21 protein-coding genes are annotated in these 25,171 nt (G+C 52.0%); 12 read left to right on the plus strand and 9 right to left on the minus strand.

All coding sequences use genetic code 11. The annotated features are described in order from the left end of the window. Nucleotides 1–19: 19 nt before the first annotated feature. The gene (yajD, locus tag AC6I8K_RS19650) at nucleotides 20–367 is read right to left on the minus strand and encodes an HNH nuclease YajD (RefSeq protein ID WP_034460453.1); all 348 of its coding nucleotides are present in this window, start codon (nucleotides 365–367) and stop codon (nucleotides 20–22) included. Between the two features lie 173 nt (nucleotides 368–540). Between yajD and AC6I8K_RS19655 the strand changes: the two genes are divergently transcribed. Together AC6I8K_RS19655 and AC6I8K_RS19660 are read left to right on the plus strand one after the other, a co-directional pair. Continuing rightward, nucleotides 541–1,128, plus strand: a complete 588-nt coding sequence (locus tag AC6I8K_RS19655; protein WP_497827359.1) for a glucosyltransferase domain-containing protein — start codon at nucleotides 541–543, stop codon at nucleotides 1,126–1,128. A gap of 27 nt (nucleotides 1,129–1,155) precedes the next feature. Continuing rightward, the gene (locus AC6I8K_RS19660) at nucleotides 1,156–2,046 is read left to right on the plus strand and encodes a hypothetical protein (RefSeq protein ID WP_497827360.1); all 891 of its coding nucleotides are present in this window, start codon (nucleotides 1,156–1,158) and stop codon (nucleotides 2,044–2,046) included. A gap of 75 nt (nucleotides 2,047–2,121) precedes the next feature. On the opposite strand, the gene AC6I8K_RS19665 is transcribed toward AC6I8K_RS19660, so the two are convergent. Together AC6I8K_RS19665 and AC6I8K_RS19670 are read right to left on the minus strand one after the other, a co-directional pair. Next, entirely contained in the window at nucleotides 2,122–3,153 is a 1,032-nt protein-coding gene (locus AC6I8K_RS19665) for a methionine synthase (protein ID WP_483818033.1), read from the minus strand. A 29-nt stretch (nucleotides 3,154–3,182) separates the two neighbouring features. Then, a complete protein-coding gene (locus AC6I8K_RS19670; RefSeq protein WP_483818032.1) occupies nucleotides 3,183–4,166 on the minus strand; it encodes a DUF1852 domain-containing protein in 984 nt (327 codons plus the stop codon). 381 nt (nucleotides 4,167–4,547) lie between these two features. On the opposite strand from AC6I8K_RS19670, the gene AC6I8K_RS19675 reads away from it, so the two are divergent. The 7 genes from AC6I8K_RS19675 (at nucleotide 4,548) to AC6I8K_RS19705 (ending at nucleotide 11,381) form a co-directional block, all read left to right on the plus strand. After that, nucleotides 4,548–5,360 carry a helix-turn-helix transcriptional regulator gene (locus AC6I8K_RS19675; RefSeq protein WP_483818521.1) on the plus strand — a complete coding sequence of 271 codons (813 nt, stop codon included), beginning with the start codon at nucleotides 4,548–4,550 and terminating at the stop codon, nucleotides 5,358–5,360. 119 nt (nucleotides 5,361–5,479) lie between these two features. Then, nucleotides 5,480–6,874, plus strand: coding sequence for an NAD-dependent succinate-semialdehyde dehydrogenase (locus AC6I8K_RS19680; protein WP_497827661.1), 1,395 nt, complete (start codon nucleotides 5,480–5,482; stop codon nucleotides 6,872–6,874). 275 nt (nucleotides 6,875–7,149) lie between these two features. After that, a complete protein-coding gene (locus AC6I8K_RS19685; protein WP_483818031.1) occupies nucleotides 7,150–7,830 on the plus strand; it encodes a type 1 glutamine amidotransferase domain-containing protein in 681 nt (226 codons plus the stop codon). A gap of 35 nt (nucleotides 7,831–7,865) precedes the next feature. Next, entirely contained in the window at nucleotides 7,866–8,621 is a 756-nt protein-coding gene (locus AC6I8K_RS19690) for an alpha/beta fold hydrolase (protein WP_497827361.1), read from the plus strand. A gap of 179 nt (nucleotides 8,622–8,800) precedes the next feature. Continuing rightward, nucleotides 8,801–9,931: an alkene reductase gene (locus tag AC6I8K_RS19695; RefSeq protein WP_064740207.1), complete on the plus strand. Its 1,131-nt coding sequence runs from the start codon at nucleotides 8,801–8,803 to the stop codon at nucleotides 9,929–9,931. A 19-nt stretch (nucleotides 9,932–9,950) separates the two neighbouring features. After that, complete coding sequence (locus AC6I8K_RS19700; RefSeq protein ID WP_497827362.1) at nucleotides 9,951–10,691, plus strand: SDR family oxidoreductase; 741 nt, start codon at nucleotides 9,951–9,953, stop codon at nucleotides 10,689–10,691. A gap of 150 nt (nucleotides 10,692–10,841) precedes the next feature. Beyond that, nucleotides 10,842–11,381 (plus strand): DUF2058 domain-containing protein, encoded by a 540-nt coding sequence (locus AC6I8K_RS19705; RefSeq protein WP_483818027.1) that lies wholly within the window; start codon nucleotides 10,842–10,844, stop codon nucleotides 11,379–11,381. Between the two features lie 47 nt (nucleotides 11,382–11,428). Here AC6I8K_RS19705 and AC6I8K_RS19710 read toward each other — a convergent pair whose 3' ends face one another. Then, nucleotides 11,429–12,127: an RluA family pseudouridine synthase gene (locus tag AC6I8K_RS19710; protein ID WP_497827363.1), complete on the minus strand. Its 699-nt coding sequence runs from the start codon at nucleotides 12,125–12,127 to the stop codon at nucleotides 11,429–11,431. A gap of 190 nt (nucleotides 12,128–12,317) precedes the next feature. Between AC6I8K_RS19710 and AC6I8K_RS19715 the strand changes: the two genes are divergently transcribed. After that, nucleotides 12,318–12,800 (plus strand): cold-shock protein, encoded by a 483-nt coding sequence (locus AC6I8K_RS19715; protein WP_497827364.1) that lies wholly within the window; start codon nucleotides 12,318–12,320, stop codon nucleotides 12,798–12,800. Between the two features lie 56 nt (nucleotides 12,801–12,856). Here the strand turns inward: AC6I8K_RS19715 and AC6I8K_RS19720 are convergent, their stop codons facing one another. From AC6I8K_RS19720 to proP, 5 genes are all read right to left on the minus strand, one after another. Next, nucleotides 12,857–14,500, minus strand: a complete 1,644-nt coding sequence (locus AC6I8K_RS19720; protein ID WP_497827365.1) for a methyl-accepting chemotaxis protein — start codon at nucleotides 14,498–14,500, stop codon at nucleotides 12,857–12,859. 239 nt (nucleotides 14,501–14,739) lie between these two features. Further along, entirely contained in the window at nucleotides 14,740–16,812 is a 2,073-nt protein-coding gene (glgX, locus tag AC6I8K_RS19725; RefSeq protein ID WP_064740202.1) for a glycogen debranching protein GlgX, read from the minus strand. A gap of 35 nt (nucleotides 16,813–16,847) precedes the next feature. Beyond that, a complete protein-coding gene (treY, locus tag AC6I8K_RS19730) occupies nucleotides 16,848–19,334 on the minus strand; it encodes a malto-oligosyltrehalose synthase (protein WP_497827366.1) in 2,487 nt (828 codons plus the stop codon). Then, the gene (gene treZ, locus AC6I8K_RS19735) at nucleotides 19,331–21,115 is read right to left on the minus strand and encodes a malto-oligosyltrehalose trehalohydrolase (protein ID WP_483818023.1); all 1,785 of its coding nucleotides are present in this window, start codon (nucleotides 21,113–21,115) and stop codon (nucleotides 19,331–19,333) included. The genes treY and treZ overlap by 4 nt, the downstream gene beginning before the upstream one ends. A gap of 294 nt (nucleotides 21,116–21,409) precedes the next feature. Continuing rightward, nucleotides 21,410–22,849, minus strand: a complete 1,440-nt coding sequence (gene proP, locus AC6I8K_RS19740) for a glycine betaine/L-proline transporter ProP (RefSeq protein ID WP_064740199.1) — start codon at nucleotides 22,847–22,849, stop codon at nucleotides 21,410–21,412. A 339-nt stretch (nucleotides 22,850–23,188) separates the two neighbouring features. Between proP and AC6I8K_RS19745 the strand changes: the two genes are divergently transcribed. After that, nucleotides 23,189–23,890: a response regulator gene (locus AC6I8K_RS19745; protein WP_483818022.1), complete on the plus strand. Its 702-nt coding sequence runs from the start codon at nucleotides 23,189–23,191 to the stop codon at nucleotides 23,888–23,890. After that, nucleotides 23,887–25,155, plus strand: coding sequence for a sensor histidine kinase (locus tag AC6I8K_RS19750; protein WP_497827367.1), 1,269 nt, complete (start codon nucleotides 23,887–23,889; stop codon nucleotides 25,153–25,155). The genes AC6I8K_RS19745 and AC6I8K_RS19750 overlap by 4 nt, the downstream gene beginning before the upstream one ends. Nucleotides 25,156–25,171: the final 16 nt, after the last annotated feature.

Below are 25,171 nucleotides of genomic sequence, written 5' to 3' on the forward strand. Positions count from 1 at the left end.
GCTATTTCTGACCGTAACCTTATTTCTTTTTATTCAACATAGACTTCAAATCGGCAAAAGGATTGTAGGTCGCTTCACCGACATCTTTTTGCGCATCTTCTCCCGCCACAACCGTTGTGCCGTACTGATCAGCTTCGGTGTATTTCGAGTGTTCGTGGTCGTGACAATACAGGCACAACAACTCCCAGTTACTGCCATCTTCCGGGTTATTGGTGTGGTCGTGATCAATATGATGGACAGTTAATTCGCGCAGGTTGGAATAAACAAATTCGCGCGAGCAGCGGCCGCATACCCACGGATAGATTTTTAATGCTTTCTCGCGATAGCCGCTTTCCAGCCGCGTGTAGTTTTTAGGGATCAGAGCCATTGCCGACGTTGCCTGTTAAAGAGGTAAAACGACATGTTATCTGCGAACCCCGAGCCTGCCAATAATGTTTATCATCCCTGACCCTCCCTTCGAAAAAAACCGCCTACACTAGGCTGTAACTACGCGGAGATGAAAAGCCGCCTGCGCTAATTCGCTGGGAATTTGGTGAGAACATGATGCCCGTAAATGATCCTCCGTCAGTAAGCCGGATGCCGCGTATCGCTTTGACCATGATGGTGGCAATGCTGGCCACGCTTCCTGTGTGGACCAACAAAATTTATTATCGGGATGATCTTTACAGAGTACTGGATGGGGCGAGTTCGACGTGGCTAAGTAACGGCAGGCCGGGCACCTGGTTATTACAGTCCCTCATCTCATTTGGTAATACGGTCAGCGATGTTTCTCCGCTTAATTTACTTCTTGGACTGCTGGCGTTAAGTATTGCTAGTGTGTTTTACACAGAAAAATTGAGAAGTCCGCTTACGGGTTTCTGGTCATTTGTACCGCCACTTTTTGTCGTCCTTAATCCCTTTCTGACGCAGGGCATGCTCTATACCTATGACAGTCTAACCATACTTTTGTCATTCACTGGCGCCATGCTGGCAAGCCTGGTCAACCGAGTTAACCTGTTTCAGGCGGTCATTTACACTGCCCTGGTGTTATTGCTCATTCAGACGCTCTATCAGCCAGGACTTAATGTCTATATTGCCTGCGTAGCCTTGCTTCTCGTCTCCCGGCTCAATCACGATCAATTCAGCTGAAAGTGGCTATTCGGGAAACTCATTGCGTTGGGTATTGCTATTCTGGTTTATAAATTCGCGATGAATTATTTATTGCCGGTGAAGATCGATTGGTACAGCATGAAACACAGTCAGCTGTTATCACCGGACGCAGATTCACTGTTAGTGTTCATCGATACGATTAAAGCGTTCAGTCACCTTATTCTCAGCGCCTATCCGCGTGGCATGATGATATTTGTCTTGCTGCCTCTGCTTATGTTGTTTTCCGGCCTTATTTTGATGGCTCGAAACCTTAAACAGCAGCGGAAATTGACGCTAAGTGCGGGGATATTGATGTTCACTGCGGGAGTCGTTGTCATCGCGGCAATTCCCGGACTTTCTTTGGCATTAGCTACACCGTTAATTGCTCCACGCATGCTCGGCGCATGCAGCATTGCTTTCCTGTTCTGTTTCTACGTATCGGTGCAATCTCTACCTGCAATGAGAAACTGGCTAGCGGGCGCCAGCGTAATTTTGCTGTTTTACCATCTGGTGGTGATGTTGATAAGTTTCAATACGGTGGTGAACGATCAACGTTATCAAATGCAGGTGATGAATCAGATTAAAATCACGCTGTCAGCTCCCACTGCACAATCGATCGATTCCCTCGCTTTTATTGGGCAGTTAAATGATGCCCCGGAAGTACAAATCAATATTCGTAATTTCCCCATCATTGATCATATCCGGATGAAAATGCTGGGTGAGTCTGAGCCGTGGATTTGGCTGGCTCTTATCAAACATGCAGGCTTGAGGTTAAAAGCGGTGAAAGCAACGGACGAAATGAGAGTGATGAAACCGCGTCAGTATTTCTCGCAGGGAACGGATTTTGACGCCTTTCAGGATGGGAATACGATGGTGATTGATTTCAGAAAATCGGGTGGGCAGATTACCCAACCCTAATTCAGCTGCTCAGTCCGGTTAGTGTTTGGCAACAATTCCGGACTGAGTTTTAATTAGCGCTACTGTTTGCTGGAGTTATTTATTCAGCAGCTCTTTGCGAACAATTTCTGCACCTGCGCTCAACGCATCTAACTTGCCCCTTGCCACGCCACGAGGCAGCGGAATCATGCCGCAGTTGGTGCACGGATAGAGCTTGTCGGCATCGACAAACTGCAGTGCTTTACGCAGCGTTGCGGCAACTTCTTCTGGGGTTTCAATGGTATTGCTTGCCACGTCAATGGCGCCAACCATCACTTTTTTGCCACGAATCAGTTCCATCAATTCCATCGGCACATGCGAGTTTTGACACTCCAGTGAGATGATATCGATATTCGACTTCTGCAGTTTAGGGAAAATCTCTTCATATTGACGCCACTCGGTGCCCAGCGTCTTTTTCCAGTCGGTATTGGCTTTGATGCCATAGCCATAGCAAATATGCACAGCAGTTTCGCATTTCAGCCCTTCAATGGCTCTTTCTAAGGTCGCGATACCCCAATCATTCACTTCGTCGAAGAAGACATTAAATGCAGGCTCATCAAACTGGATAATATCGACGCCCACCGCCTCTAATTCTTTCGCTTCTTCATTGAGAATTTTAGCGAACTCCCAGGCAAGTTTTTCGCGGCTTTTATAGTGGTTGTCATAAAGCGTATCGATCATGGTCATTGGACCTGGCAGCGCCCACTTAATTGGACGATCAGTTTGTTGACGCAAAAACTTCGCATCTTCTACAAACACAGATTTTTGACGACTCACAGGACCAACGACGGTCGGTACACTTGCATCATAACGATCGCGAATTTTAACGATCTCGCGCTTCTCAAAATCCACGCCATTGAGGTGTTCAATAAAGGTGGTAACAAAGTGCTGGCGCGTTTGCTCGCCATCACTAACGATATCAATTCCTGCCTGCTGTTGATCGTCCAGGCACAAGCGCAGCGCATCGTGTTTGCCGTCGTTTAATTCCTGATCTTGCAATTTCCACGGTGACCAAAGTACCTCAGGCTGAGCAAGCCAGGACGGTTTCGGTAAACTACCAGCAGTGGAAGTCGGTAATAATTTTTTCATAGCAGGTGACCTTATATTTTTATGGGTAATCAAAGAACGGAATTAGCAAACCATTGCTCAAGAACAGTTTGGTAAGGCTTGATGAAGCACTCTTCCGTGAACTTCCCTTGTTCAACAGCCAGATGGCTACGTTCTTCGCGATCATAAACAATTTGGGTTAATGAGTAGTCCAGATGGTTCAGGCTTGGCTGATACAGTTTACCGGCAGCAGAATTCGCATTGTAAATCTCAGGGCGGTAAATCTTCTGGAAAGTTTCCATGGTGCTGATGGTGCTGATCAGCTCAAGGTTGGTGTAATCACTCAGCAAATCGCCATGGAAATAAAAGGCCAATGGCGCAACACTGTTTGCCGGCATGAAATAGCGCGCCCGCAAGCCCATTTTGCCGAAGTATTCATCAGTCAGGGAGAGTTCATCCTGTTGGTATTCAATACCTAACACCGGGTGCTCATTACCGGTGCGGTAATAGGTGTTCTTACTTGACACACTCAAACAAATAACCGGTGCTTTAGTGAAGTTCTTTTTGTAAGCATCAGAGTTAACAAAGTGCTTGAATATATTCCCATGCAGATCGCCAAAGTTATCTGGCGTGCGGAATTCGGGGTGATTCTTGTTGTGTTCAGACAGCAGTACGCTGAAGTCATAATCACGGACATAAGAGGAGAAGTTATTACCCACAATCCCTTCAATGCGCTCGTTGGTTTTTTTATCAACGATATTGGTCTTCAATATTTCAATCACCGGGAAGGTGGTGGCGTTGCCTTCGGCACTAAGATTCAGCTCGGCAGAAATAATTTCCAGCTCAACAGCGTAACGATCGCTTTTAGGGTTGTCCCAATTCGCCAGTGAATTGAAGCGGTTATCAATCATCACAAGCGCGTTGCGCAGATTCTCCTGACGTTTCTCGCCTCTGGCCAAATTCGCAAAGTTGGTGGTGATGCGAGTATTTCCAGAAGGATTATAATTTTCGTCGAAGCGAAGGCTCTTAACAGTAAAAGTAAACGCGTTATTCATTTTAGTTTTGCTTCCCGGTTACGAATATAAAGCCTTGTGAAATGCTCGATTGCAAAATTTTCCAATGTCGCTCTGGAACGCTTGATCAGCAGGCTTCATATTATCTTAAGTTATTAACAATACATCTTTTATGCCTGAGTCACCGGTTGAAAAAAAGTGATTTAATTTCATCGAACATGAAGGAATTTCATGATGACGTGAGCCGTCCGCACTGGGTGATCAACTCTGTTGCATCCACAGAGATGATCACCCAGGTGTAGCATTGGCTTTTTTTCGATAATCGCTGACCCTATTCATTGCCCAGCCTGTTCAAAAAGCTTTCATGTGATTGAGATCGCGTGTATTAAAAACGGATGTACAACCGATAAGATTGAACGCCAAATGGTAAAAAAGACTTCTCCAGAGCAACGTCGGGAACTGGGTGCTTTCCTGGTCAGCCGACGTGCGAGATTGGATCCTCAGGACTTCGGCATGCAAAAGGGTGCACGCCGTACGCCGGGTTTACGCCGTGAGGAAGTCGCCGTGCTGGCCGGTGTCAGCGTCAGTTGGTATACGTGGCTGGAGCAAGGAAGGGAGATCAAACCCTCGGCTGATGCTTTACAGCGTATCGCGAAAGTTCTCCGGCTTGACCGAATTGAGTCATCCCATCTTTTTGCGCTTTCACCGCGCGAAGAACCGACGCCACGCACGATTGAGGATGGGGTGAGTGACGGTCTGGAAAGTTTAGTGCGAGCAATCGATCCCATTCCGGCGTACGTGAGGAATGCCCGGCTGGATATTCTTGCCTGGAATAGTGCTATCGCTGATTTGTTTATCGATTATGGTTCGCTGCAACCACATGAACGTAATACGTTGCGGCTCCTGTTTCTTTATCGGCCTTACCGCACGCAAATCCTCGATTGGGAGCAGATGGCGCGAGGAATGATCTCTGTTTTTCGCGCGTCACGCGCGCATGCTCAGGACAAAAGGCCTTTCGACCTTATCATTGACGAACTCGCCCAAAAGAGTCCTGAATTTAAGACGTGGTGGCAGGATACCGAGGTGAAAGGCATGGGCGAGGGAAGCAAGCGACTTTTGCACCCCATTTCGGGGCATATTGAATTTACCTATGTCGCGCTTACGCCAGAGGGAAGACCCGATCTCTCACTGGTGACCTACATCCCCCGACATGTTGCGTGTGACTCACAGTCATAGGATAACAAGACGCCTTCCTGAGATGATGGGGTCTGCTTACACTGGATTTACCAGCAGCACACAACGTGCTTCTCTTAATCCACCTGGAGGCCATCACAATGTCATCTCAACCTAATACGCTGAATACACCCTCTCTCAACGTCGCGACTTCGCGAAATCCTGCGACCGACGCGTTAATTGCAACCTATCCCTTCCAGACGGCTGATGAAGTCGAACATATGCTGGCAGACAATAGCGCGGCTTTTCGTTTGTGGCGTGCGACGCCGATGACAGAGCGCGTAGTAGCCTATCGCCGTTTATCGGCTATATTGCGTGAGCGTTCAGAAAGTTTGGCGGGGATTATTACCGCGGAAATGGGGAAAACCCTGTCAGCCTCCCGCGCAGAAGTTGAGAAATGTGCGGCCACCATTGATTGGATTGCCGACAATGGTCCTGCCATTCTCGCTGATGACCCTGTCCGTGTTGAAAACGATGATGCGGTATATGTTTCTTATCTGCCGATTGGCGCCATTTTGGCCGTCATGCCATGGAACTTCCCGTTATGGCAGGTCATTCGAGCCTCCGGGCCGATTATGCTGTCGGGTAACGGCTTTATCCTGAAGCATGCGCCAAATGTGATGGGCTCTGCGTATGCTTTGCAGGATGCCTATGAACATGCAGGTTTCCCTAAAGGCTTATTCACCAATCTCATTGCGGATAACGAAACCGTTGCAAAAGTGATTGAGGATGAGCGCGTTGCCGCGGTGACGCTGACCGGAAGTATGCGGGCGGGTTCTGCCGTTGCGGCCATTGCGGGCAAAGCGCTGAAAAAAAGCTTGCTTGAACTCGGGGGCTCGGATGCTTTTATCGTGCTTGCTGATGCCAATATTGATTTGGCGGTTAAAGCAGGTGTGGAAGCGCGGTTCCAAAATGCGGGTCAGGTGTGCTTAGCCGCGAAACGATTTATTCTGGAAAAACCTATCGCAGAGGAATTCACCCAAAAATTCATTGCTGCCGTTCGTGAGTTGAAAGTCGGCGATCCGCTGGATTTGCAGAACAGAGTAGGCCCAATGGCGCGAAAAGATTTGCGGGATGAGTTGCATAATCAAGTGGAACGAACGCTGGCAGCAGGCGCGACGCTCCTTTTGGGCGGTAAAAAAATTGCGGGAAGCGGCAATTTTTATGAGCCTACCGTATTAGGCAAAGTCGTCCCAGGAATGGCCGCATTTGATGAGGAGACGTTTGGTCCAGTTGCTGCGATTTCTATTGCGGATGACGTTGAACACGCCATTGAGCTGGCGAATACCAGCGATTACGGCTTAGGCGGCAACCTCTGGACCGGCGATATTTCCCGTGCTCAGCGAATCGCGCGACGCTTAGAAACAGGTGGTGTGTTTATCAACGGATTTTCCGCCACTAACGCCCGCATCCCGGTTGGCGGCGTGAAAAAGAGTGGTTATGGCCGCGAACTTTCACACTTCGGGCTGCGTGAATTCACCAACGCGCAGGCTGTTTGGGCGAAAAAGGTGGATTGAAAGCCTTGTTCACCGGTGAAGATAAGCCGCGGATAAAGAGCGTGATCACCTTAACTCTTTCTGCTCATGCTTAGCGCTGTTATCAGCAGGTGACTCATAAAGGCACAATGAATTATTTTACTATTACCTATAGACGACCGGTCTAATTGTTGTTAGTTTACATCCATGGCAACGAAGGCTCGACAGACCAAGCCGATAAGCGCCTTAATGTTTACGCAGTTTATAGACGACCGGTCTAATCAATGCTTTCTACTCTATGACGCAGGAGATGAATAATGAAGATTCTTATGGTTTTAACCTCACACGACACACTGGGCGACACTGGCCGTAAAACCGGCTTTTGGCTGGAAGAGCTAGCCGCCCCTTACTACGCATTTAAAGAGGCCGGCGCTGAGATTACGTTAGCCTCACCGAAGGGCGGTAACCCGCCTTTAGACCCAAAAAGTAATGAACCGGACTTTCAGACAGAGCAGACTCACCGCTTTGAGGCCGACGCTGAAGCTACAGCGCAACTCGCAGCGACGGTTCGCCTCGATACCGTTTCACAAGCTGACTATGACGCCGTGTTTTATCCGGGTGGCCACGGCCCGCTGTGGGATCTTGCCGAAGACAAAAACTCCATTGCACTTATCGAAGCATTCCTCGCGGCCAACAAGCATGTCGCTCTCGTTTGTCATGCGCCTGGCGTGCTGCGGCATGTGAAAACACCCGCAGGAAAACCTCTGGTTGAAGGCCGTAAGGTCACCGGTTTTACCAATAGCGAAGAGGAAGCGGTAGGTCTGACGCAGATAGTGCCTTTCCTGGTGGAAGATGAACTGATTGCCAAAGGCGGAATTTATTCCAAGGGTGCGGACTGGAGTTCGTATGTGGTCAGCGATGGTCTGCTGATTACCGGACAAAACCCAACGTCCTCAGCAGCGACGGCGGCAGAGCTGATTACCCAGCTCAATGCATAATTAGTTATTTAATCAAAAATTTAAGGAAATTAATCATGTTTAAAAAATCAATTACTGCTGCGGCATTAAGCTTGGTGATGTCATTCTATGCACAATCATCACTGGCTGAGCCAGTAAAAAACATTGTTCTGGTACACGGGGCGTTTGTTGATGGCTCAGGTTGGAACCCAGTGGCGCGTATTCTGGATAAAGCGGGCTATAAAGTGTCGATTGTTCAGGAGCCGCAAACATCGCTGGCGGATGATGCCGCAGCCACGCGACGTGTGCTGGCGTTACAACAGGGCAAATCCCTGCTGGTCGGTCATAGCTACGGCGGCATGATTATCAGTGATGCAGGAAATGATCCTTCAGTTGCGGGCCTGGTTTACATCGCAGCGTTTCAACCAGAGGAAGGTGACTCTTTACTGAGCCTGGCGAAAAAATATCCGTCTGCCGCCAAATCGATTACGGAAACACCTGATCACTTCCTTTATATCAAGCCGGAAAATTTCCACGCTGACTTTGCGGCTGATCTGCCGGTGAAAGAGACAGACTTGCTGGCGCGTTCACAGGTGATGCCTGCAGTCGCAGCGTTCGCTGCGCCCGCTGGCGCGCCTGCATGGAAAACGAAGCCAAGCTGGGCGGTTGTGGCCACTCAGGATCGTGCTATCAATCCAGAACTGGAGCGCTTTATGGCCAAACGCGCGCGCAGCACCGTGACTGAACTGAAAGGCAACCATGCCATTTACGCATCACAACCGGAAAAAATTGCGGCTGTCATTGAACAGGCAGCAAAGAGCTTATCTCAGTAAGCGTTTCTGCGTCAGGCACATTTTAACTTACCCAGCCGTTAGACGACTGGTCTAATTTAAGTGCTCTCGACAGCCAGGACGGCGCAGCTGATTTATCCGCTAAGCATGCCGTTGATGGAGTGAAGGTGGCAGGACGCTCATCTGCCACCGCTCATCGTTATCACCTATGGAAAATCCTTATGAATAATAAAGCCTTGTTCGATTCAGCCACGCTCGGACCGTACACCCTGAAAAATCGCATCGTATTTCCCCCACTTACACGCCAAAGAAGTGCACAGCCGGGTAATGTAGCCACCGATCTGATGGCCGAATACTACCGTCAACGCGCGGGTGCAGGTTTCATGGTCACTGAAGGCACGCAGATTGAACCCCGTGGGCAAGGTTATGCCTGGACACCGGGAATTTATACCGAGCAACACGTTGAGGGTTGGAAAAAAGTCACCCGCGCGGTTCATGCCGATGGAGGGATTATTTTTGCTCAACTCTGGCATGTGGGGCGCGTCTCTCATTCTGCACTTCAACCCGGTGAACATGCCCCGGTTGCGCCTTCAGCGCTCCAGGCTGAACAAGCAAAGGCGTTTATTGAGACTGCGCCAGGTAAAGGCACGCTGGTGACCCCTTCAATCCCGCGTGAACTGACGCGTGATGAGATTAAAGAACTCGTGAATATGTATGCTCAGGCGGCAAAAAATGCCATCCGTGCAGGGTTTGATGGCGTTGAGATACATGCGGCGAATGGTTATCTGGTCAATCAGTTCATTTCGGAGCATGCAAACCAGCGTAAAGATGAATACGGCGGTTCTATTGAAAATCGACTGCGCTTTCTGAATGAAATTGTTCAGGCTATCAGTAAGGCGGTCGGGGCAGATCGTCTGGGTGTTCGCTTTACGCCTTTATTTACCAGCACCGATGAGGATCGCGTCTATATCGGTCTGGTGGAGAAAGATCCGCATAAAACCTATATCGAAGCGGTAAAAATCCTGGAAAAGGCGGGTGTCGCCTATGTCTCTATAGCGGAGGCCGACTGGGAAAATGCCCCCGACTTACCGGAAACCTTCCGTCGTGAGATCCGCGCGGTATTTAGTGGTCGCATCATCTACGCCGGTCGCTACACAGCAGAGCGCGGTGCCCGAATGATTGAGGAAAAGCTGGCGGATCTCATCGCGTTTGGTCGTCCATTTATCGCCAATCCTGATCTGCCCGAACGCATCGCCAATGGCTGGGCATTTAACCAACTTAACGCCGCCACCCTGTATGGCGGAGGCGAAGAAGGTTTTACGGATTATCCGGTGCACCACGCGCAGCGTTAATTATCTAAGAGGACATACCATGAATAACGGAATTGAAAATAAAGTTGTATTGATCACCGGCGGTAATACCGGAATAGGGGCTGAAGTTGCCCGACTGCTCGCCAGTCGTGGTGCCAAAGTGGCGATTGCAGCCCGCAGACAAGCGAAAACAGACGACGTTTTGCAGGACATCATCCGCAGCGGCGGCGATGCCCGAGGGTACACGCTTGATGTGACTGATAAGCAGCAGGTTGAATCAGTAGTTTCATCCGTAATTAGTGATTTTGGCAGACTTGACGTGCTGATAAACAATGCCGGTTTGATGCCAATCCGCCCCATGTCAGAGGTCAATACTGACGAATGGGACGCGATGATTGATGTTAATTTGAAAGGAACGCTTTATGGTATTGCTGCCGCGTTGCCACGTTTTCTGGCACAGGAAAGCGGTCATATTATTAACCTCAGTTCGGTGGCGGGCATAAAAGTTTTTGCGCCTGGCGGTACGGTCTATTCGGGCACCAAATTCGCCGTGAGAGCCATTTCTGAAGGGTTACGGCAAGAAGTGGGGGATAAAGTCCGCGTGACCTCAATTGAACCTGGCGCCGTCGAGAGCGATCTTAAATACTCGACATCAGGTACGGCAGCAGAAAATGTTCTGGAATTTTATAAACAGGCTATACCTGCCGCCTCTGTTGCGCGGGCCATCGCTTTTGCTATTGAACAACCTGCGGATGTTGATATCAATGAGATAGTTCTCCGCCCGACACGTCAGGAGTTCTGATCTCCGCGGGTGCCAAAATTTCATCAGGCCCGCTTCTTGTAGGGGGACCGGGCCTGATTTTCCACAATGAAATAAGGCTTCTCAACCTGGTAAAGTCGGCAAAAATCCAGCTATAATTCCCCCAAATTTTTCAACTGACTTAGAAACAAAATGACAAAGCTCACCTTACAAGAACAGATGCTGAAAGCGGGATTGGTCAGCAGCAAAAAAATGGACAAAGTCCAGAGAACGGCTAAAAAATCACGCGTTCAGGCTCGTGAAGCAAGAGAGGCGGTAGAAGAGAACAAAAAAGCCCAGCTTGAGCGCGATAAACAACTGAGTGAACAGCAAAAGCAAGCGACCTTATCTAAAGAGCATAAAGCCCAGGTTAAGCAGCTTATCGAAATGAACAAAATTGATATTTCGAAAGGCAATATTGGTTTTAATTTCACCGACAATAATTTAATCAAAAAAATGATGGTGGATAAGATCACTCAGGCTCAGCTGATTAGCGGTCGTCTCGCCATTGCGCGATTAGCCGTGGATAGCAATGGGGAGAGCCAGTACGCGATCATTCCCGCTAGCGTGGCGGATAAAATTGCGCAGCGCGATGCGAACAGTATTGTGCTGAATAGCGCACTGAGTCAGGAAGAGCAGGACGAAGAAGATCCGTACGCTGATTTTAAAGTGCCTGATGATTTGATGTGGTAATACATGATTTAAACGCCGGACGCCCGTTCGGCGGCAATACGACGTCTTCAGAACGGGCTGGCATGGCGGGCAGCAATGCATTCCCCGCTAATGGGATGCACAAAATGCAACTCACTGGCATGTAACATCAGACGAGACGTCTGTTCGGTACCTGCTAACACAAGTCCACCATACAGATCGCAACCTAAAATAGGATGACCCAACAGCTGACAATGTATGCGCAGCTGGTGAGTGCGTCCGGTTTCTGGCGTAAGTTGCACTCGCGTTAATGGCAGTATTGTTCCGTCTGCCAGCAATTGATCAATACGTTCAATTACCCGATAGCGTGAGCGCGCTGGCTTGCCATTGATGGGGCAGATTGACATGCGTGGGAAGCGTGCCGGATCTTTGGCAATCGCTGCATCAATCACACCTTCATCGTCTTCCAAATGCCCACACAGTAGCGCGCTGTAAATCTTGGTCACGCTACGCTGGCTGAACTGTTGGCAAAGTGCAGCATTAATAGCCTTATTACGGGCAATCACCATCAATCCTGATGTCCCGAAATCCAGGCGATGCACCAGCGTGCAGCCGGGAAACTGCTTAACCAGCCGATGATGCACAGAATCAAAATTTAACGGGTTTTTCCCCGACAGGCTGAGCAGCCCAGCGGGTTTATTGATCACCGCCAGATGATCATCGTGAGAGAGAATCTCTATCTCTTCAGCGCATGGCGGGGCAATAAAGGTATCGATAATCGTCGTCATCAGGCTGCCCGGCTAGAGTGTGGGCGCGGATAATAGCGAATTTTTCACTTACTGGCGAATCTGACCAATCATCCATTCGCCGAGCCGAAATTTATCGTCCAGACTTAAACCAAAGACGTGGTCTGCGCAGGCAATGTGCTTTACACTGCGCGCTGAAAAAACTGAGTAGATAACGATTAGGTAGGCGGCAATGGCGATGAACGGAACGATCACGACCTGGTTTCAGGACAAAGGTTTTGGATTTATCAAAGATGAAAATGGCGATAACCGCTATTTTCATGTGATTAAGGTCGCTAACCCAGAGTTAATTAAAAAAGATGCAGCGGTCACTTTTGAACCCACCACCAATAACAAGGGGTTATCAGCTTATGCTGTAAAAGTGTCACCCGAAAGCAAATACATCTATATCGCAGGCGAGCGCCTCAAACTTACGGCGATCAAAAACTTCGTGGTCTACAGCGAAGAAGTGCCTGTCGAGACCCGCATCGATAAGGAAAATCCGGTGCTGTCTGTGGGTTTATTGATGAACAGTATTAAGCCGAAAAAAGATGTTAAACCTGATGAAATGCGCTCGTTAAAAAAACTGGCGATCACCACCTTTCAGGGTACAACCTTAATATTTTCGGCAGAAGAGATAGACGTGGAAGCCACGGTGAAAATGCTCAAGATGTGATATTTTCAAAGCCTGGATAATGCAGGTGCGCGTTTTACGCACCTGCGAATCACTGTTTAAAAACTTTGCCAATCCGCGTCATTGACTACCGCAACGCGCGATGGCTTGACCAGCGATGGCGAACGCACCACCGCCTGCGATTGACGAATTTCTACCGCTGCAGCAACACGAAATTTGCCCACCAAATGATCAAGATTCCCGGCTTGTTCCTGCAGTGACTGGGAAGCGGCTGACGCTTCTTCCACCAGCGCGGCGTTCTGCTGCGTGACATCGTCCATCTGATTTACCGCTTGCTGAACCTGCAGAATGCCCTGGCTCTGTTCAACGGCGGCAGCGGCGATTTCGCTCACTAGCTGACTAACTTGATGAATGGCATCGTTCATGACGTTCATGTTACGACCAACATCGCTGGCCTGAGCCGCACCCGCTTCCGTTAGACGATGTGACTCTTCAATCAGCATCTTAATTTCGCGCGCGGCGGTGGTTGAACGCTGCGATAAATTACGCACTTCACCCGCCACCACCGCAAAACCTTTACCGTGTTCGCCCGCGCGCGCAGCTTCTACCGCGGCGTTCAGGGCCAGAATATTGGTCTGAAAAGCGATGCCTTCAATAATAGAGACAATCTCCGTTACTTTGCGTGAGCTGCCACGAATGCTGTCCATGGTTGAAAGCATGGTGGTAAGTGAAGAGCCACTCTTCTCTGACAATGTACTGGCATTAGCGGCAAGTTGGCTGGCTTGATGCGTGTTCTCGGCGGTTTGACGCACGGTTTCACTTAATTCGGTCATACTGGCGGCCGTTTCTTCCAGCGATGCCGCCTGCTGCTCGGTGCGAGAAGAGAGATCTTCGTTACCCGCTGAAATCTGCACTGATGCGCTGCTCACTGATTGCGAAGCCTGGCGCACCGAAGATAACGCTTCGGCAACGCGTACCATCAAGATATTGAACGAATGCGCCATGTTGCCGACTTCATCGCGGCGACTTTCATCCGCCTTCAATGTCAGATCAAGGTTTTCGCTGGCATCCATCATCACTTTGCCTGCCGCAGACAAACTACGACGAATACGGAGGACGGTGAACAGCGACAGCACACCAAAAATCACTACCGTCGCAATCACGCCCACGATGGTTGTCCACAGGACGCTGTGGAAGGTGCTGCGGTTAGTGGCGCGCAGCTCTTCGCCAATAGCAATATTGAGCGCCAGTTGCTTCTGATAATCAGCAATCAGCTGACGTATTGCAGCACCGATGCCGTTGGGACCGTCAATCAAATCCATGCTGAGATCGTTTTGATGCGCTTGCGAAGCGGCTAAAAAGGCCGGAAGCGTTGCGTTAATCTGCTGAATATTGGCATAAGCAACGTCTGTTAAGCGCTTATCCTCATCGCTTGAGATATCGTGCGCCATGTAGTAATCCGTCTGCGACTTCAACTCCGCTAATTTTTTTTGGATTTCACTCTCAACGGCGGGCATTTTACTGTTGTCAATCTGGCTTTTGTGCTTATACAGTGTCAAAGCCAGTCCATTACTTTCATCGATCATTTTGCCGAGATCCTTGATCGAGGGAATCGCATTGGCCTGCACATATTCAAAGCGATCCTGAAACCCGGAAAGCAAATAAATAGCCAGCACGGCTTGCAGGATGATGGCACCAAACAGAATAGAAAAAGTAGCGAACAGACGTTGCGAGATAGTCATCTTATTATCCTTGATCTAAAAAACGCCCCACAGAAAAACGCATGCAGCAGGGCAGATGAATAAACATCGGCAGATGAGGATTTTTAGTTAATTTATTTTTATCAGCGGTTACACATCACGTTGCGGAGACATTGCGTATGCGGAGGGAATTTCAACAGAGCGCGATAAATCGCGCCGCTACGGATACCAATACTCACTCTGTAGCGGCGCAATTTAGGGCGTATCACAAGAAGGAATAATTACGGTCTACGGAACAGTGCCATGCTGCGGCCTTCCAGTTCGAAATCCTTCTCTTTGGTAATCACTAATCCCTTTTCAACGCCGTCAGACGTGGAGAGCTCCAGCACCCAACCGCCTTCTCCAAACTGCGGGATGCGGAACGGCACGTTGCCTTCGTACGGGTTAAACAGCATCAGCACGTCATGCCAGATGCCTTCTTCCGGTTGCAGATCCGGGCGGCCGAGATAAACCCCAAGCGTGGTGCCATCATCCCATTGATCGTCCTGCTGGAAGCCGCCACCCGCGTTGAACCATTTGATATCCATCCCATCGCGCCAGCTTTCGCGGCGCAATAACGGTTGCGCGGCTCTCAACGCCAATACCTGGCGCGTGAAATCACGCAGCGCATCGGCGGAGGGCGGCAGGTTTTCCCAATGCAGCCAGGAAATCTCGCTGTCCTGACAATAGCCGTTATTGTTACCGAGTTGGCTACGCCCAAACTCATCGCCCGCCAGTAACATCGGCGTGCCGTGCGAGAAAAGCAGCGTGGCGAGGAAGTTGCGTTTCTGCCGCTCACGCACGGCGTTGATGCCTTCATCGTCCGTCGGGCCTTCGGCGCCGTAATTGTACGAACGGTTATCGTTGTGGCCGTCGTTGTTGTCTTCGCCGTTGGCTTCGTTGTGTTTCTCGTTATACGAAACCAAATCGTTCAACGTGAAGCCATCATGCGCGGTAAGGAAGTTGATGCTGGACCACGGACGACGACCGCGCTGATCGTAGAGATCGCCGGAACCCAGCAAGCGGGCGGCAAAATCATTGGTGACCATGTCACCTTTCCAGTATTCGCGCACCGTATCACGATACTTGTCGTTCCACTCCGCCCAGCCCGGCGGGAAGCCACCGACCTGATAGCCACCCGGTCCGATATCCCAGGGTTCACCAATCAGCTTCAGTTTGGACAGCACTGGATCCTGCATGATGGCATCGAAGAAGCCACTACGTTCGTCAAAGCCTTCTGGCTCGCGGCCCAGCACGGTGCCGAGATCGAAACGGAAGCCATCAACGTGCATTGACTCGGCCCAATAGCGCAGCGAGTCCAGAATCATCTGCAGTACGCGCGGATGTGAGGTGTTAACGGTGTTGCCGGTGCCGGTATCGTTGATGTAGTAACGATGCTGATCCGGCAGCGTGCGGTAGTAGGAGTAGTTATCGATGCCCTTAAACGACAAGGTTGGACCGAGTTCGTTGCCTTCGGCGGTGTGGTTGTAGACCACATCCAGAATCACTTCGAGGCCGGCATCGTGGAAGGCGCGCACCATATCGCGGAAGCCCTGAATGCCGCGCGGGCCAAAGTAGCGCGTTGCCGGTGCGAAGAAGGCCAGCGTGTTATAGCCCCAGAAGTTTTTCAAACCACGATCGAGCAGATGCTGATCGTCCGGGAAGCCATGCACTGGCAGCAGTTCAACCGTCGTCACACCCAGACTTTTAATGTAATCGATTGAAGCCTGATTGCTTAAACCGTCGTAAGTGCCACGCATTTCAGCCGGCACCGCCGGATTAAGCTGGCTGAAACCTTTGACGTGGGCTTCATAAATCACGGTTTTCGACCACGGAATATTTGGACGATTGGCATCTTGCCAGTCAAATTCGTTGGGATCGATCACCCGACATTTCGGGGTAAACGGTGCGCTATCGCGGGTATCGAAACTTAAATCTTTATCTTCATGCAGGAGATCGTACGCAAAGTGCGACTCATCCCAATGGAGTTCGCCCGCGAGCTCGCGCGCGTACGGATCCAGCAACAGCTTATTAGGGTTAAAGCGATGTCCATTTTCCGGCTCGTAAGGGCCATGCACGCGATAACCATAGAGTGCGCCGGGCTGCAAACCGGGAATATAACCGTGCCACACTTCGTGGGTATACTCTGGCAGATCGAAGCGGGCAATTTCATTTTCGCCGCTCTCATCATACAAACACAACTCCACACGCTCAGCGCAGGCGGAAAACAGCGCAAAATTCACGCCTTCGCCATCAAAGTTAGCGCCAAGTACTTGTCCCGAACCTGCTGTAATTTCTGAAGGCTTACTTGTCATCAATTATTCTCCATACAGATTAATCGGGTAATGCATCAGCTGCTCAGCAGCACTAACGGCGCACTTGAGGCCGCCTCATCCAGCGCAATGTAATCGCCAATCGCCACCGTTTCGCCGGTCCATAAGTTGCGATAGTGTCGATGGGCGAGTGATTCGGTCAGCACCACTTCGGTTTGCGTCCACTGCGCGTTGTTGAAGCTCAGGCGTGGCAAGATCACCAGCAGCGCGTGATCGCTGTCCTGACGCGCAAAGGCGATGATTTTCTCCTGATGTTCTCCGCTGGCATTCAGCGGCTGATAATCCCCCATGCGGAACAACTGCGGATAATCACGGCGCAGATGCAGTAAACGCGCGATCACTTGCTGTTTAAGCTTGCCGCTCAGCCAGTGCTGCGCATCGTTAAAATCGGGCGGGGTCGATTCTTCCAGCTGCTGTTCCAGCAGCGCAAAGTCCGGCGTACGGCGGTTATCGGGATCGACCAGGCTGAAATCCAGCGCTTCGCTGCCCTGATAGATATCCGGCACGCCTGGCGCGGTCAGTTTAATCACCGTTTGTGTCAGGCTGTTGATCAGCCCGGCCTGAATAAACGGTTGCAAGGCGTGGCTAAAATCACTGAGGAAGAGCTGGTTTGCCGGTGACAGCAGATGACGCGCATAATCCAGCACCGCTTTTTCGTATGCTTCGTTGCTCTCTGCCCAGTCGGTGCGCAGCTTGGCTTCGCGTAATGCCTTTTCAACAAAGGGAATAAAGCGTTCTTCAAGTTCGCTGGCATCCTGCGGCTGCAGCGTGGTGGGCCACATGCCGGCTAACGCCTGATACAGCATCCATTCCACTGCCGGTTCAGGGGCGGGTCCATCTTCCAGCGCCACCACCTGCGACTGATTGATCTGCCGCCAGCGTGTAACGTGTTCGGCCCACAGCGCGGGCGCTTCACTCAGCGTGTAGAGTCGCGCACGCGCATCCTCGCCACGCTTGGTGTCGTGTGTTGAGGTCGAGGATATGCCATCAGGTTGCTGCTGCAGGCGCGTTTGCATCTCGCTGTGAAAATGTGCGAGCGAGAAGGGGTGCGGCAGCGGTTCTGCGCCCACTTCATTGATGGCTAATGCCACGTGGTTGCGGAAGAACAACGTATCTTCCACCGATTTCGCCATCAGCGGTCCGCTCAACTGCTGGAAGCGTACGCGGAATTCGTGCGCATCCCTTACGCTCTCTTCGGAGACCGCGCCCAGCAGAATCGCCTGCAGCAAACTCAACACCGTTGGCGATGCGCTGTTTTTTACGCGTTCCAGCACCTGTTGCAGCAGCTCTTCGCCTTCTAGCGGCATGCCATCGTGCTGGCCGTAAGTGCGATACACCGGGAAGGCGATCAGTATTTCCCGCAATGCGACATGCAGCTCCGCTTCGCCGAGGTTGCGATGTTCTGTACCGGCGATTTGTGTTGCCAGCTTGAGTAAACGCGCAAACTCACCGGCGAAATTGCGATCGACCATCAATTCGCGTGCCACGCGCAGTCCGCCTTCAACGTCGTTGCGTTGTCCGGTGGTGGCTTCATACGCCAGATGCAGGGTATCAATCTGCGAATCATCGACCAGCGCATGCGACAGCGCGGCAATAAATTCGTAGCCGGTGGTGCCGGAAATCGGCCAGTCGGCAGGAATCTGTTCACCCTCGGCAAGAATTTTCTCCACCGTGATGTAGCAATCCGGGCCAGTTGCCTGGCGCAACTGACGCAAATAGCCTTGCGGATCGGCAAGCCCATCGACGTGATCGACGCGCAGGCCGCTGACCGCGCCAGATCGCACCAGCTCGAGAATCAGCTGGTGGGACTCAGCGAACACCGCTTCATCCTCAACGCGCACGCCGACCAGACCGGTGATCTCAAAAAAGCGGCGATAGGAGAGCTCGCTGCGCGCAGCACGCCAGCTGATTAAGCGCCACGGCTGCTGCTCATGCAGTTCAGCAATCGCCTTCACATCGGTGATTGCCAATACCTCGTCGACACGATCCTGCCAGCTGGCGGGCGTCAGCGGATAAAAGCTGTCGTAATAAGCCAGCGCGGGATGGCCGGATTCCGGATGCGCTTTAGTGCTCAATTCACCGTTTTCCAGCACGTTCTCAAAGCTGTCACCAAGAAACGGCAGCGTCAGGCGGCGCGTCCAGTCAATATCGAAATGATTGGCATAGCGGCTGCTCTCGCCATATTCGATCACATCGCGCCACCAGGCGTTCTCCAGCGAGGCCGCCATGTGATTCGGTACGATGTCGAGAATCAGACCCATTTCTGCGTCCTGCAACGCTTCAACCAGGCGATTAAAACCGTCACGACCGCCAATCGCCGGTTCGATCTCATTGGCATCCGTCACATCGTAACCGTGGGTGGATTCGGCGGTGGCGCTGAAAATCGGCGACGCGTACAAATGGCTAATGCCGAGGCGTTGCAGATAGGGCACCAGCGCAGCGGCGCGATCAAAGGTCATGCCATTACGGAACTGAATGCGGTACGTCGCAGTTGGAATACTCATGTTGTTGCTCCCTGGTCCAAACGCACCACGATGGCGTGTTGTGGCAATGCTTCAGTTTCTTGCGGCCAGGCGAAAATCGTTCGGCCCGGCATCGTCGGCAACGGTTGCGTTTGCTTGCCGATGTTCAGTGCTAGTGACAGCTCGCCCTGCGGGAAACGCCAGCTGACGGCCACGAAGCCTTCAGCGGTGGTGAGCACTTTGCCGCAGTTGCCGCCGGCATCGGCCAGTAGCGGCACGATGTATTGCTGACGCAGCGCCAGCAGTTCGCGCGTTAACGCCAGCCAGCGTTGGCCTGCAGGCGTTTGCAGCTTATTCCAGTCGAGTTTCGAGCGAGTAAAGGTTTGCTCAGCATTCGGATCGGGCACCTCTTCGTCATGCCCGGCGTGGCCGGTAAACTCTTTCGCGCGACCCTCACGCACCGCTTTGGCCAAATCGCCGTGGAAATCAGTAAAGAACAGGAATGGATTGGTTTCACCGTACTCTTCGCCCATAAACAGCAGCGGAATGTGCGGCGACAGCAGCAGCGTGGCCAGCAACACTTTGGTACGATCGCTGCCGGCAAGGCTGATCAAGCGGTCACCCTGCGCGCGGTTCCCCACCTGGTCGTGGTTCTGGATGAAATCAACGAACGCCACCGGCGGCTGGCTGGCGCTCGGCACGCCGCGGCGTTGACCGCTCTGCGGCGACAGTTCGCCCTGATAAGCAAAGCCTTCCGTCAACACACGCGCGACCAACTTCTCCGGCACGTCGGCAAAATCTTCGTAGTAAGCGTGGGTTTCGCCAGTGGCGAAAACATGCACCGCGTTGTGAAAATCATCGTTCCATTCGCCGGTAAACAGTGGCGCGTTGCCCTGTTTATCGCGGGGATGCAGGAAGATGACGTTACGGCAATCTTCGGTGGTGAGATGCACAGGGCGATCGGGAATTTCCTGACGTATGCGCTCGGCGATCTCGATTAACGCGTGTTTGCTGGAGCTGTCTTCAATTTGGTCGATGGCATCGAAGCGCAAACCATCCAGGTTGAACTCCTGCAACCAGTAAAGTGGCGCTTCCACGATGTAGCGACGCACCGCATCGACATCATAAGCAATACCGGCGCCCCACGGCGTCATACGTTCCTGATGGAAAAATTCCGGCGCCAGCAGCGGCAGATAGTTGCCTTCCGGGCCAAAGTGGTTGAGCACGATATCCAGCACCACGGAGATACCGTGGGCATGCGCGGCATCGATAAAGGCTTTGAAATCATCCGGTGAACCGTAAGCCGCATGCGGAGCATAGAGCAGCACGCCGTCGTAGCCCCAACCGCGATTGCCGCCAAACTGCGACACCGGCAGCACCTCCAGCTGCGTGATGCCCAACTCGGCCAGCCACGGCAATTTGTCGATGGCCGCCAGGAAAGTGCCTTCCGGCGTGAAAGTACCGATATGCAGTTCGTACACCACGGTCTCGTGCCACGGCCGACCTTGCCACGCGGTCTGCTGCCAGCGATAGTGTTGCGGATCGATCACCAGAGAAGGGCCGTTAACATCGGCCTTTTGCGCGCGCGCGGCGGGATCGGGCACGACCGTGCCATCGGCCAATACAAAGTTATACTCCGCACCCGGCGCAACGCCGCTGACGTGCAGTTCAAACCAACCGTCACCCCCTTGCAGCATCGCCGAATCATTGTCGGCGAGTCGCAAGCTAACTTGCTGTTGCCCAGGTGCCCAAACACGAAAACGGACGCTGTCATCAGCAAGAATTTCTGCGCCCCAGGATTTTTCAAATGATCTGAATTCCATTCAATTGCCTCGTTTAGCCCACGCAGGGGCAATGGACGACATCAAGCGATTCGCTACTGGCTGAAAACGATAAATAAATTGGGACTAACGTTGGATCGGACTACAAATCATAGTCGATATTTTGGGCTTTTCTGGCGCGAAGCGATGGATTTCAGGCGGGTTTCAGAAATTATCGAATAAGAGGGGGATTTTCACGCTTCGGTTAACGCTTGAGATGGTCGCCATCAATGGCGACCTTACAGAAATGGCGTAGGGTCACCATTGATGGCGACCACAGATTACACAAGTAGCAAATTAAGCCGGTTTGTGCTTTGACTTACGCTTGCGCAGTTTATCGATCAAGCGATGCGCTTCTGCCTCGCTCGCAACCGCAGGCGATGAGCCTTTCAGCGGTTTACGCGCCGTTTCGCTCAGGGTTAATACCGTCAACAAGCCAATGATTCCGGCGCCGATCATGTAATACGCAGGCATCAGATTATTGTGCGTGCTATCCACCAGCCATGCGGTAATCAGTGGCGTGGTGCCACCAAACAGCGAAACCGATAAATTAAAACCAATTGCCAATGCGCTGTAACGAATATCGGTGACAAACAGCGCCGGTAACGTTGCTGGCATGGTGCCGCTGAAGCAGGTATGTAATAAGCCGAGGATTGCCAGACCGGCAAAGACCAGCAGCATATTGCCGGAGCCAATCAGCATATAACTCGGGATCGCGAGCAAAATTAAGCCCAACGCACCTAAACCAATCACCGGGCGACGACCAATGCGGTCAGTCAAATGACCCCACATTAAGGTCAGAGGCATCATGATAAACATAATCACCATCACCAACATCAAGCCGGATAATTCGCTCATCCCCAGCACGCCGGTTAAATAGCTCGGCATATAGGCGGTGAGCATATAATTGGAGACGTTGAACAACAGCACCAAACCAATACATTTCAGCAGCGGTTTACGCTGATCGCGCAGCATCTGCCACACGCTTAAACGCGGCTTGTTGTGCTCCATCTCCTCGCGCTTATCCATGTGATCTTTAAACGCCGGTGTCTCTTCCAGCTTCAAACGGATATACAAGCCGAACAGACCCAACGGGGCAGCGAGGAAGAACGGCACGCGCCAGCCCCAATCCATCATGGTTTGATGCGGTAAGAAGGCAATCATTGCCGTGACCAGGCTGGCACCCAGCAGATAGCCGCCCAGCGTACCGAACTCAAGGAAACTGCCCATAAAGCCGCGGCGCTTATCGGTGGAGTATTCCGCGATAAAGGTGGCTGCGCCGCCATATTCCCCGCCGGTGGAGAAACCCTGCAGCAAGCGCGCGGCAAACAGCAGAATCGGTGCGGCGATACCAATGCTGGCATAGCTTGGAATCAGGCCAATGCAGAAGGTACCAATCGACATCATGATCATGGTGATCGCCAACACTTTCTGGCGACCAATGCGGTCGCCGAGCGGGCCGAAGACCAACCCGCCAATGGGGCGGACTAAAAACGCAGCGGCGAAGGTACCGAACGAGGCAATCAACTGTGCGGCCGCGCTGGCATCGGCAAAAAATACCTGTCCGATGATGACAGCGAGATAGCTGTATACGCCAAAATCAAACCACTCCATGGCATTACCCAATGCAGCGGCACCGACCGCGCGCTTGAGTAACTTATTGTCGATAACGGTGATGTCATCAACGGTTAAACCACTGGATGTGGCGGGTTTGGTTGTATCCGTTCCTGTGCTCATAAATTCCCCAAGTGAAAAAATGGCGCGATCTTATAGCTTTCGCAGCCGTATTTTCATGAATGGAAAAGAAAGCTATAAGAGGCAGAAGAAGCGCAAACCCTAGTAAAGATTTTAGCGCAGCGCAAGTTTGCGACATAAAACACTGCTGCCTGTGGTCATAAATCCCACGATGCACTGGATTCAACGATCGCACATTCCGTAGCGGCGTGATTTATCGCGCAATACATTGCGCCGCTACGATGTTGCCCTCTTTAAGTGTGTGGCAACAGGGCGAAACTAATTACCCTCTAACACTGTCTCTAACCTATCTGCGAAACCTTTCTCTCTGGAAAAAATCTCATGACCTCCGTTCTGTTAATTGAGGATGATCACCGGCTTGCCCACATGATCGTGCCTTATCTGGCGCAGTACGAATTCAGCGTGGTACACAGCGCCAGTGCGCGGGACGCGCAGTGGAAAATGAAGCAGCGTGAATTTGATGTGGTGCTGCTGGATTTGATGCTGGGTGATGCAGATGGATTAGCGTTGTGCCGCGAGATTCGTCTTCAATGTCACAATGAACCGGCGATTATTATGGTAACCGGCCGCGGCGATCCGGCAGATCGCATCATCGGATTAGAGGTGGGGGCGGATGATTATCTGCCAAAGCCATTCGAGCCGCGTGAACTGCTGGCGCGTATGCGTGCGGTGCTGCGGCGCATCAAACCCGGCGGCATGGCAAAAAACGACAACGTTATACGTTCTGGCCCGTTGGAAATTGATACAGCCGCGCGTACCGTGCTGCTCAATCAGCAAGTGTGTTCATTGACCTCATTACAGTTTGATGTGCTGGTCTCGCTGGCACGACACGCCGGACGGGTGCTAAATCGCGAGCAGATCTGGCAATCGGTGCGCGGCGAAACCTACGACAGTTTTGACCGGGCGATTGATGTACATATTGGCCGTATCCGCCAGCTTATTGAGGACGATCCCCGCGCGCCGAAACGCATCATCACGGTGCGCGGCGTGGGTTATCTCTTCTCGGCGTTACCCACCGCATGAAGCGCCTCGCTGACTTCCCTTTACATCTGCAAATTTTTTTCGCCTTCAGCTGCGCGTTGTTAATTGTGGTGATCTGCACCATCTTGCTGTGGCTGTGGAACAATGACGACAATCGTCATCTCAACGCGTTTGCCACCTTTTCTGAACTGGTGGAGCAGAACTTACCGCCTGTCGATGCATCTCGTAGCGTACAAACGGCCGCGATAGATCGTTGGATGGCGCGCGCCCACACACGCTTTGCCCTGTTTGCCGCCAATGGCGAACGGCTTAGCCGTCCGCTTCATCCGCCACTGGAATTTCCCCAACCTGCAGCCTTTGGTCAACTCGAAGATGACTGGTACGGCATGCGCTTTGTCTGGCAGCTCAAGGATAAGCGTGTGCTGGTCATGCAATTGAGTAGCGATCAACAGAAGCGCCCGTGGCTGTTTATTTTGCTGATGCTGGGATTGGCGGCCAGCGTGGCGCTCATTTCCTTCCCGGTGATTCGACGTTTAACCGCGCGGCTCGAGTCGCTGCAGCAGAGCGTGGAATCGCTTGGCAGCGGCAATCTTAGCGCCCGCGTCAGGGTCGGCGGGCGTGATGAGGTGGCGCAACTGGCCGCCAGCTTTAATCGCTCCGCCACGCAGATTGAGCAGTTAGTGCAGTCGCAAAAAACCATGCTGGCCAATGCCTCACACGAACTTCGATCACCGCTAATGCGCATCCAGATGGCGGCGGCATTACTGGCGCCAGACGACTCGCCAACGCGGCGTGAGCTACAACGCAGCGTTGGCGAGCTGGATGCGCTGGTGGAAGAGATCCTGACGTTGAGTCGGCTGGAAATGGCGACCAGCGCCATCAGCGGCGACTTTCACGTCGCTGATATCACGGCGATCGCGGCGGAAGAGTGCGCTGCAGTGCACATTGCGTTACAGGCTGAGCATGTGGTGGCGCAGGTCGACGCGCGGCTTATTCGGCGCTTGTTGCGTAATCTGATTGAGAACGCGCTGCGCTACGCCGGGCCAGAGATTTGTGTGGTGCTGAAGCATGCGGCAGATCGTCACTTTACGCTGGCGGTGCAGGATCGTGGGCCTGGCATTCCGCCGGATGAGATAGATCGTATTTTCCAGCCGTTTTATCGCCTCGCGCACGGCACTCACGGATCGGGCTTAGGATTGGCTTTAGTCCGTTCGATTACTGAACATCATGGTGGCAGCATTGAGGTGCAAAACCGAGCGGGCGGCGGCGCCCGGTTTTGCGTGCGTTTACCGCTGGCTGTTACATAACTTTACCCGAGGTAAA

Source organism: Pantoea sp. X-Soil-ISGK-421 (assembly GCF_059730785.1).

What these genes read in the sequence shown, in the direction of transcription:
- AC6I8K_RS19670 (WP_483818032.1), bottom strand. Translation starts at nt 4,166, where the DNA reads ATGAATAACGCGTTTACTTTTACTGTTAAGAGCCTTCGCTTCGACGAA.
- AC6I8K_RS19750 (WP_497827367.1), top strand. Translation starts at nt 23,887, where the DNA reads ATGAAGCGCCTCGCTGACTTCCCTTTACATCTGCAAATTTTTTTCGCC.
- AC6I8K_RS19710 (WP_497827363.1), bottom strand. Translation starts at nt 12,127, where the DNA reads ATGACGACGATTATCGATACCTTTATTGCCCCGCCATGCGCTGAAGAG.
- AC6I8K_RS19720 (WP_497827365.1), bottom strand. Translation starts at nt 14,500, where the DNA reads ATGACTATCTCGCAACGTCTGTTCGCTACTTTTTCTATTCTGTTTGGT.
- treY (WP_497827366.1), bottom strand. Translation starts at nt 19,334, where the DNA reads ATGAGTATTCCAACTGCGACGTACCGCATTCAGTTCCGTAATGGCATG.
- proP (WP_064740199.1), bottom strand. Translation starts at nt 22,849, where the DNA reads ATGAGCACAGGAACGGATACAACCAAACCCGCCACATCCAGTGGTTTA.
- AC6I8K_RS19695 (WP_064740207.1), top strand. Translation starts at nt 8,801, where the DNA reads ATGAATAATAAAGCCTTGTTCGATTCAGCCACGCTCGGACCGTACACC.
- yajD (WP_034460453.1), bottom strand. Translation starts at nt 367, where the DNA reads ATGGCTCTGATCCCTAAAAACTACACGCGGCTGGAAAGCGGCTATCGC.
- AC6I8K_RS19715 (WP_497827364.1), top strand. Translation starts at nt 12,318, where the DNA reads ATGGCGATGAACGGAACGATCACGACCTGGTTTCAGGACAAAGGTTTT.
- AC6I8K_RS19745 (WP_483818022.1), top strand. Translation starts at nt 23,189, where the DNA reads ATGACCTCCGTTCTGTTAATTGAGGATGATCACCGGCTTGCCCACATG.
- AC6I8K_RS19705 (WP_483818027.1), top strand. Translation starts at nt 10,842, where the DNA reads ATGACAAAGCTCACCTTACAAGAACAGATGCTGAAAGCGGGATTGGTC.
- AC6I8K_RS19675 (WP_483818521.1), top strand. Translation starts at nt 4,548, where the DNA reads ATGGTAAAAAAGACTTCTCCAGAGCAACGTCGGGAACTGGGTGCTTTC.
- AC6I8K_RS19685 (WP_483818031.1), top strand. Translation starts at nt 7,150, where the DNA reads ATGAAGATTCTTATGGTTTTAACCTCACACGACACACTGGGCGACACT.
- glgX (WP_064740202.1), bottom strand. Translation starts at nt 16,812, where the DNA reads ATGACAAGTAAGCCTTCAGAAATTACAGCAGGTTCGGGACAAGTACTT.
- AC6I8K_RS19700 (WP_497827362.1), top strand. Translation starts at nt 9,951, where the DNA reads ATGAATAACGGAATTGAAAATAAAGTTGTATTGATCACCGGCGGTAAT.
- AC6I8K_RS19665 (WP_483818033.1), bottom strand. Translation starts at nt 3,153, where the DNA reads ATGAAAAAATTATTACCGACTTCCACTGCTGGTAGTTTACCGAAACCG.
- AC6I8K_RS19655 (WP_497827359.1), top strand. Translation starts at nt 541, where the DNA reads ATGATGCCCGTAAATGATCCTCCGTCAGTAAGCCGGATGCCGCGTATC.
- treZ (WP_483818023.1), bottom strand. Translation starts at nt 21,115, where the DNA reads ATGGAATTCAGATCATTTGAAAAATCCTGGGGCGCAGAAATTCTTGCT.
- AC6I8K_RS19690 (WP_497827361.1), top strand. Translation starts at nt 7,866, where the DNA reads ATGTTTAAAAAATCAATTACTGCTGCGGCATTAAGCTTGGTGATGTCA.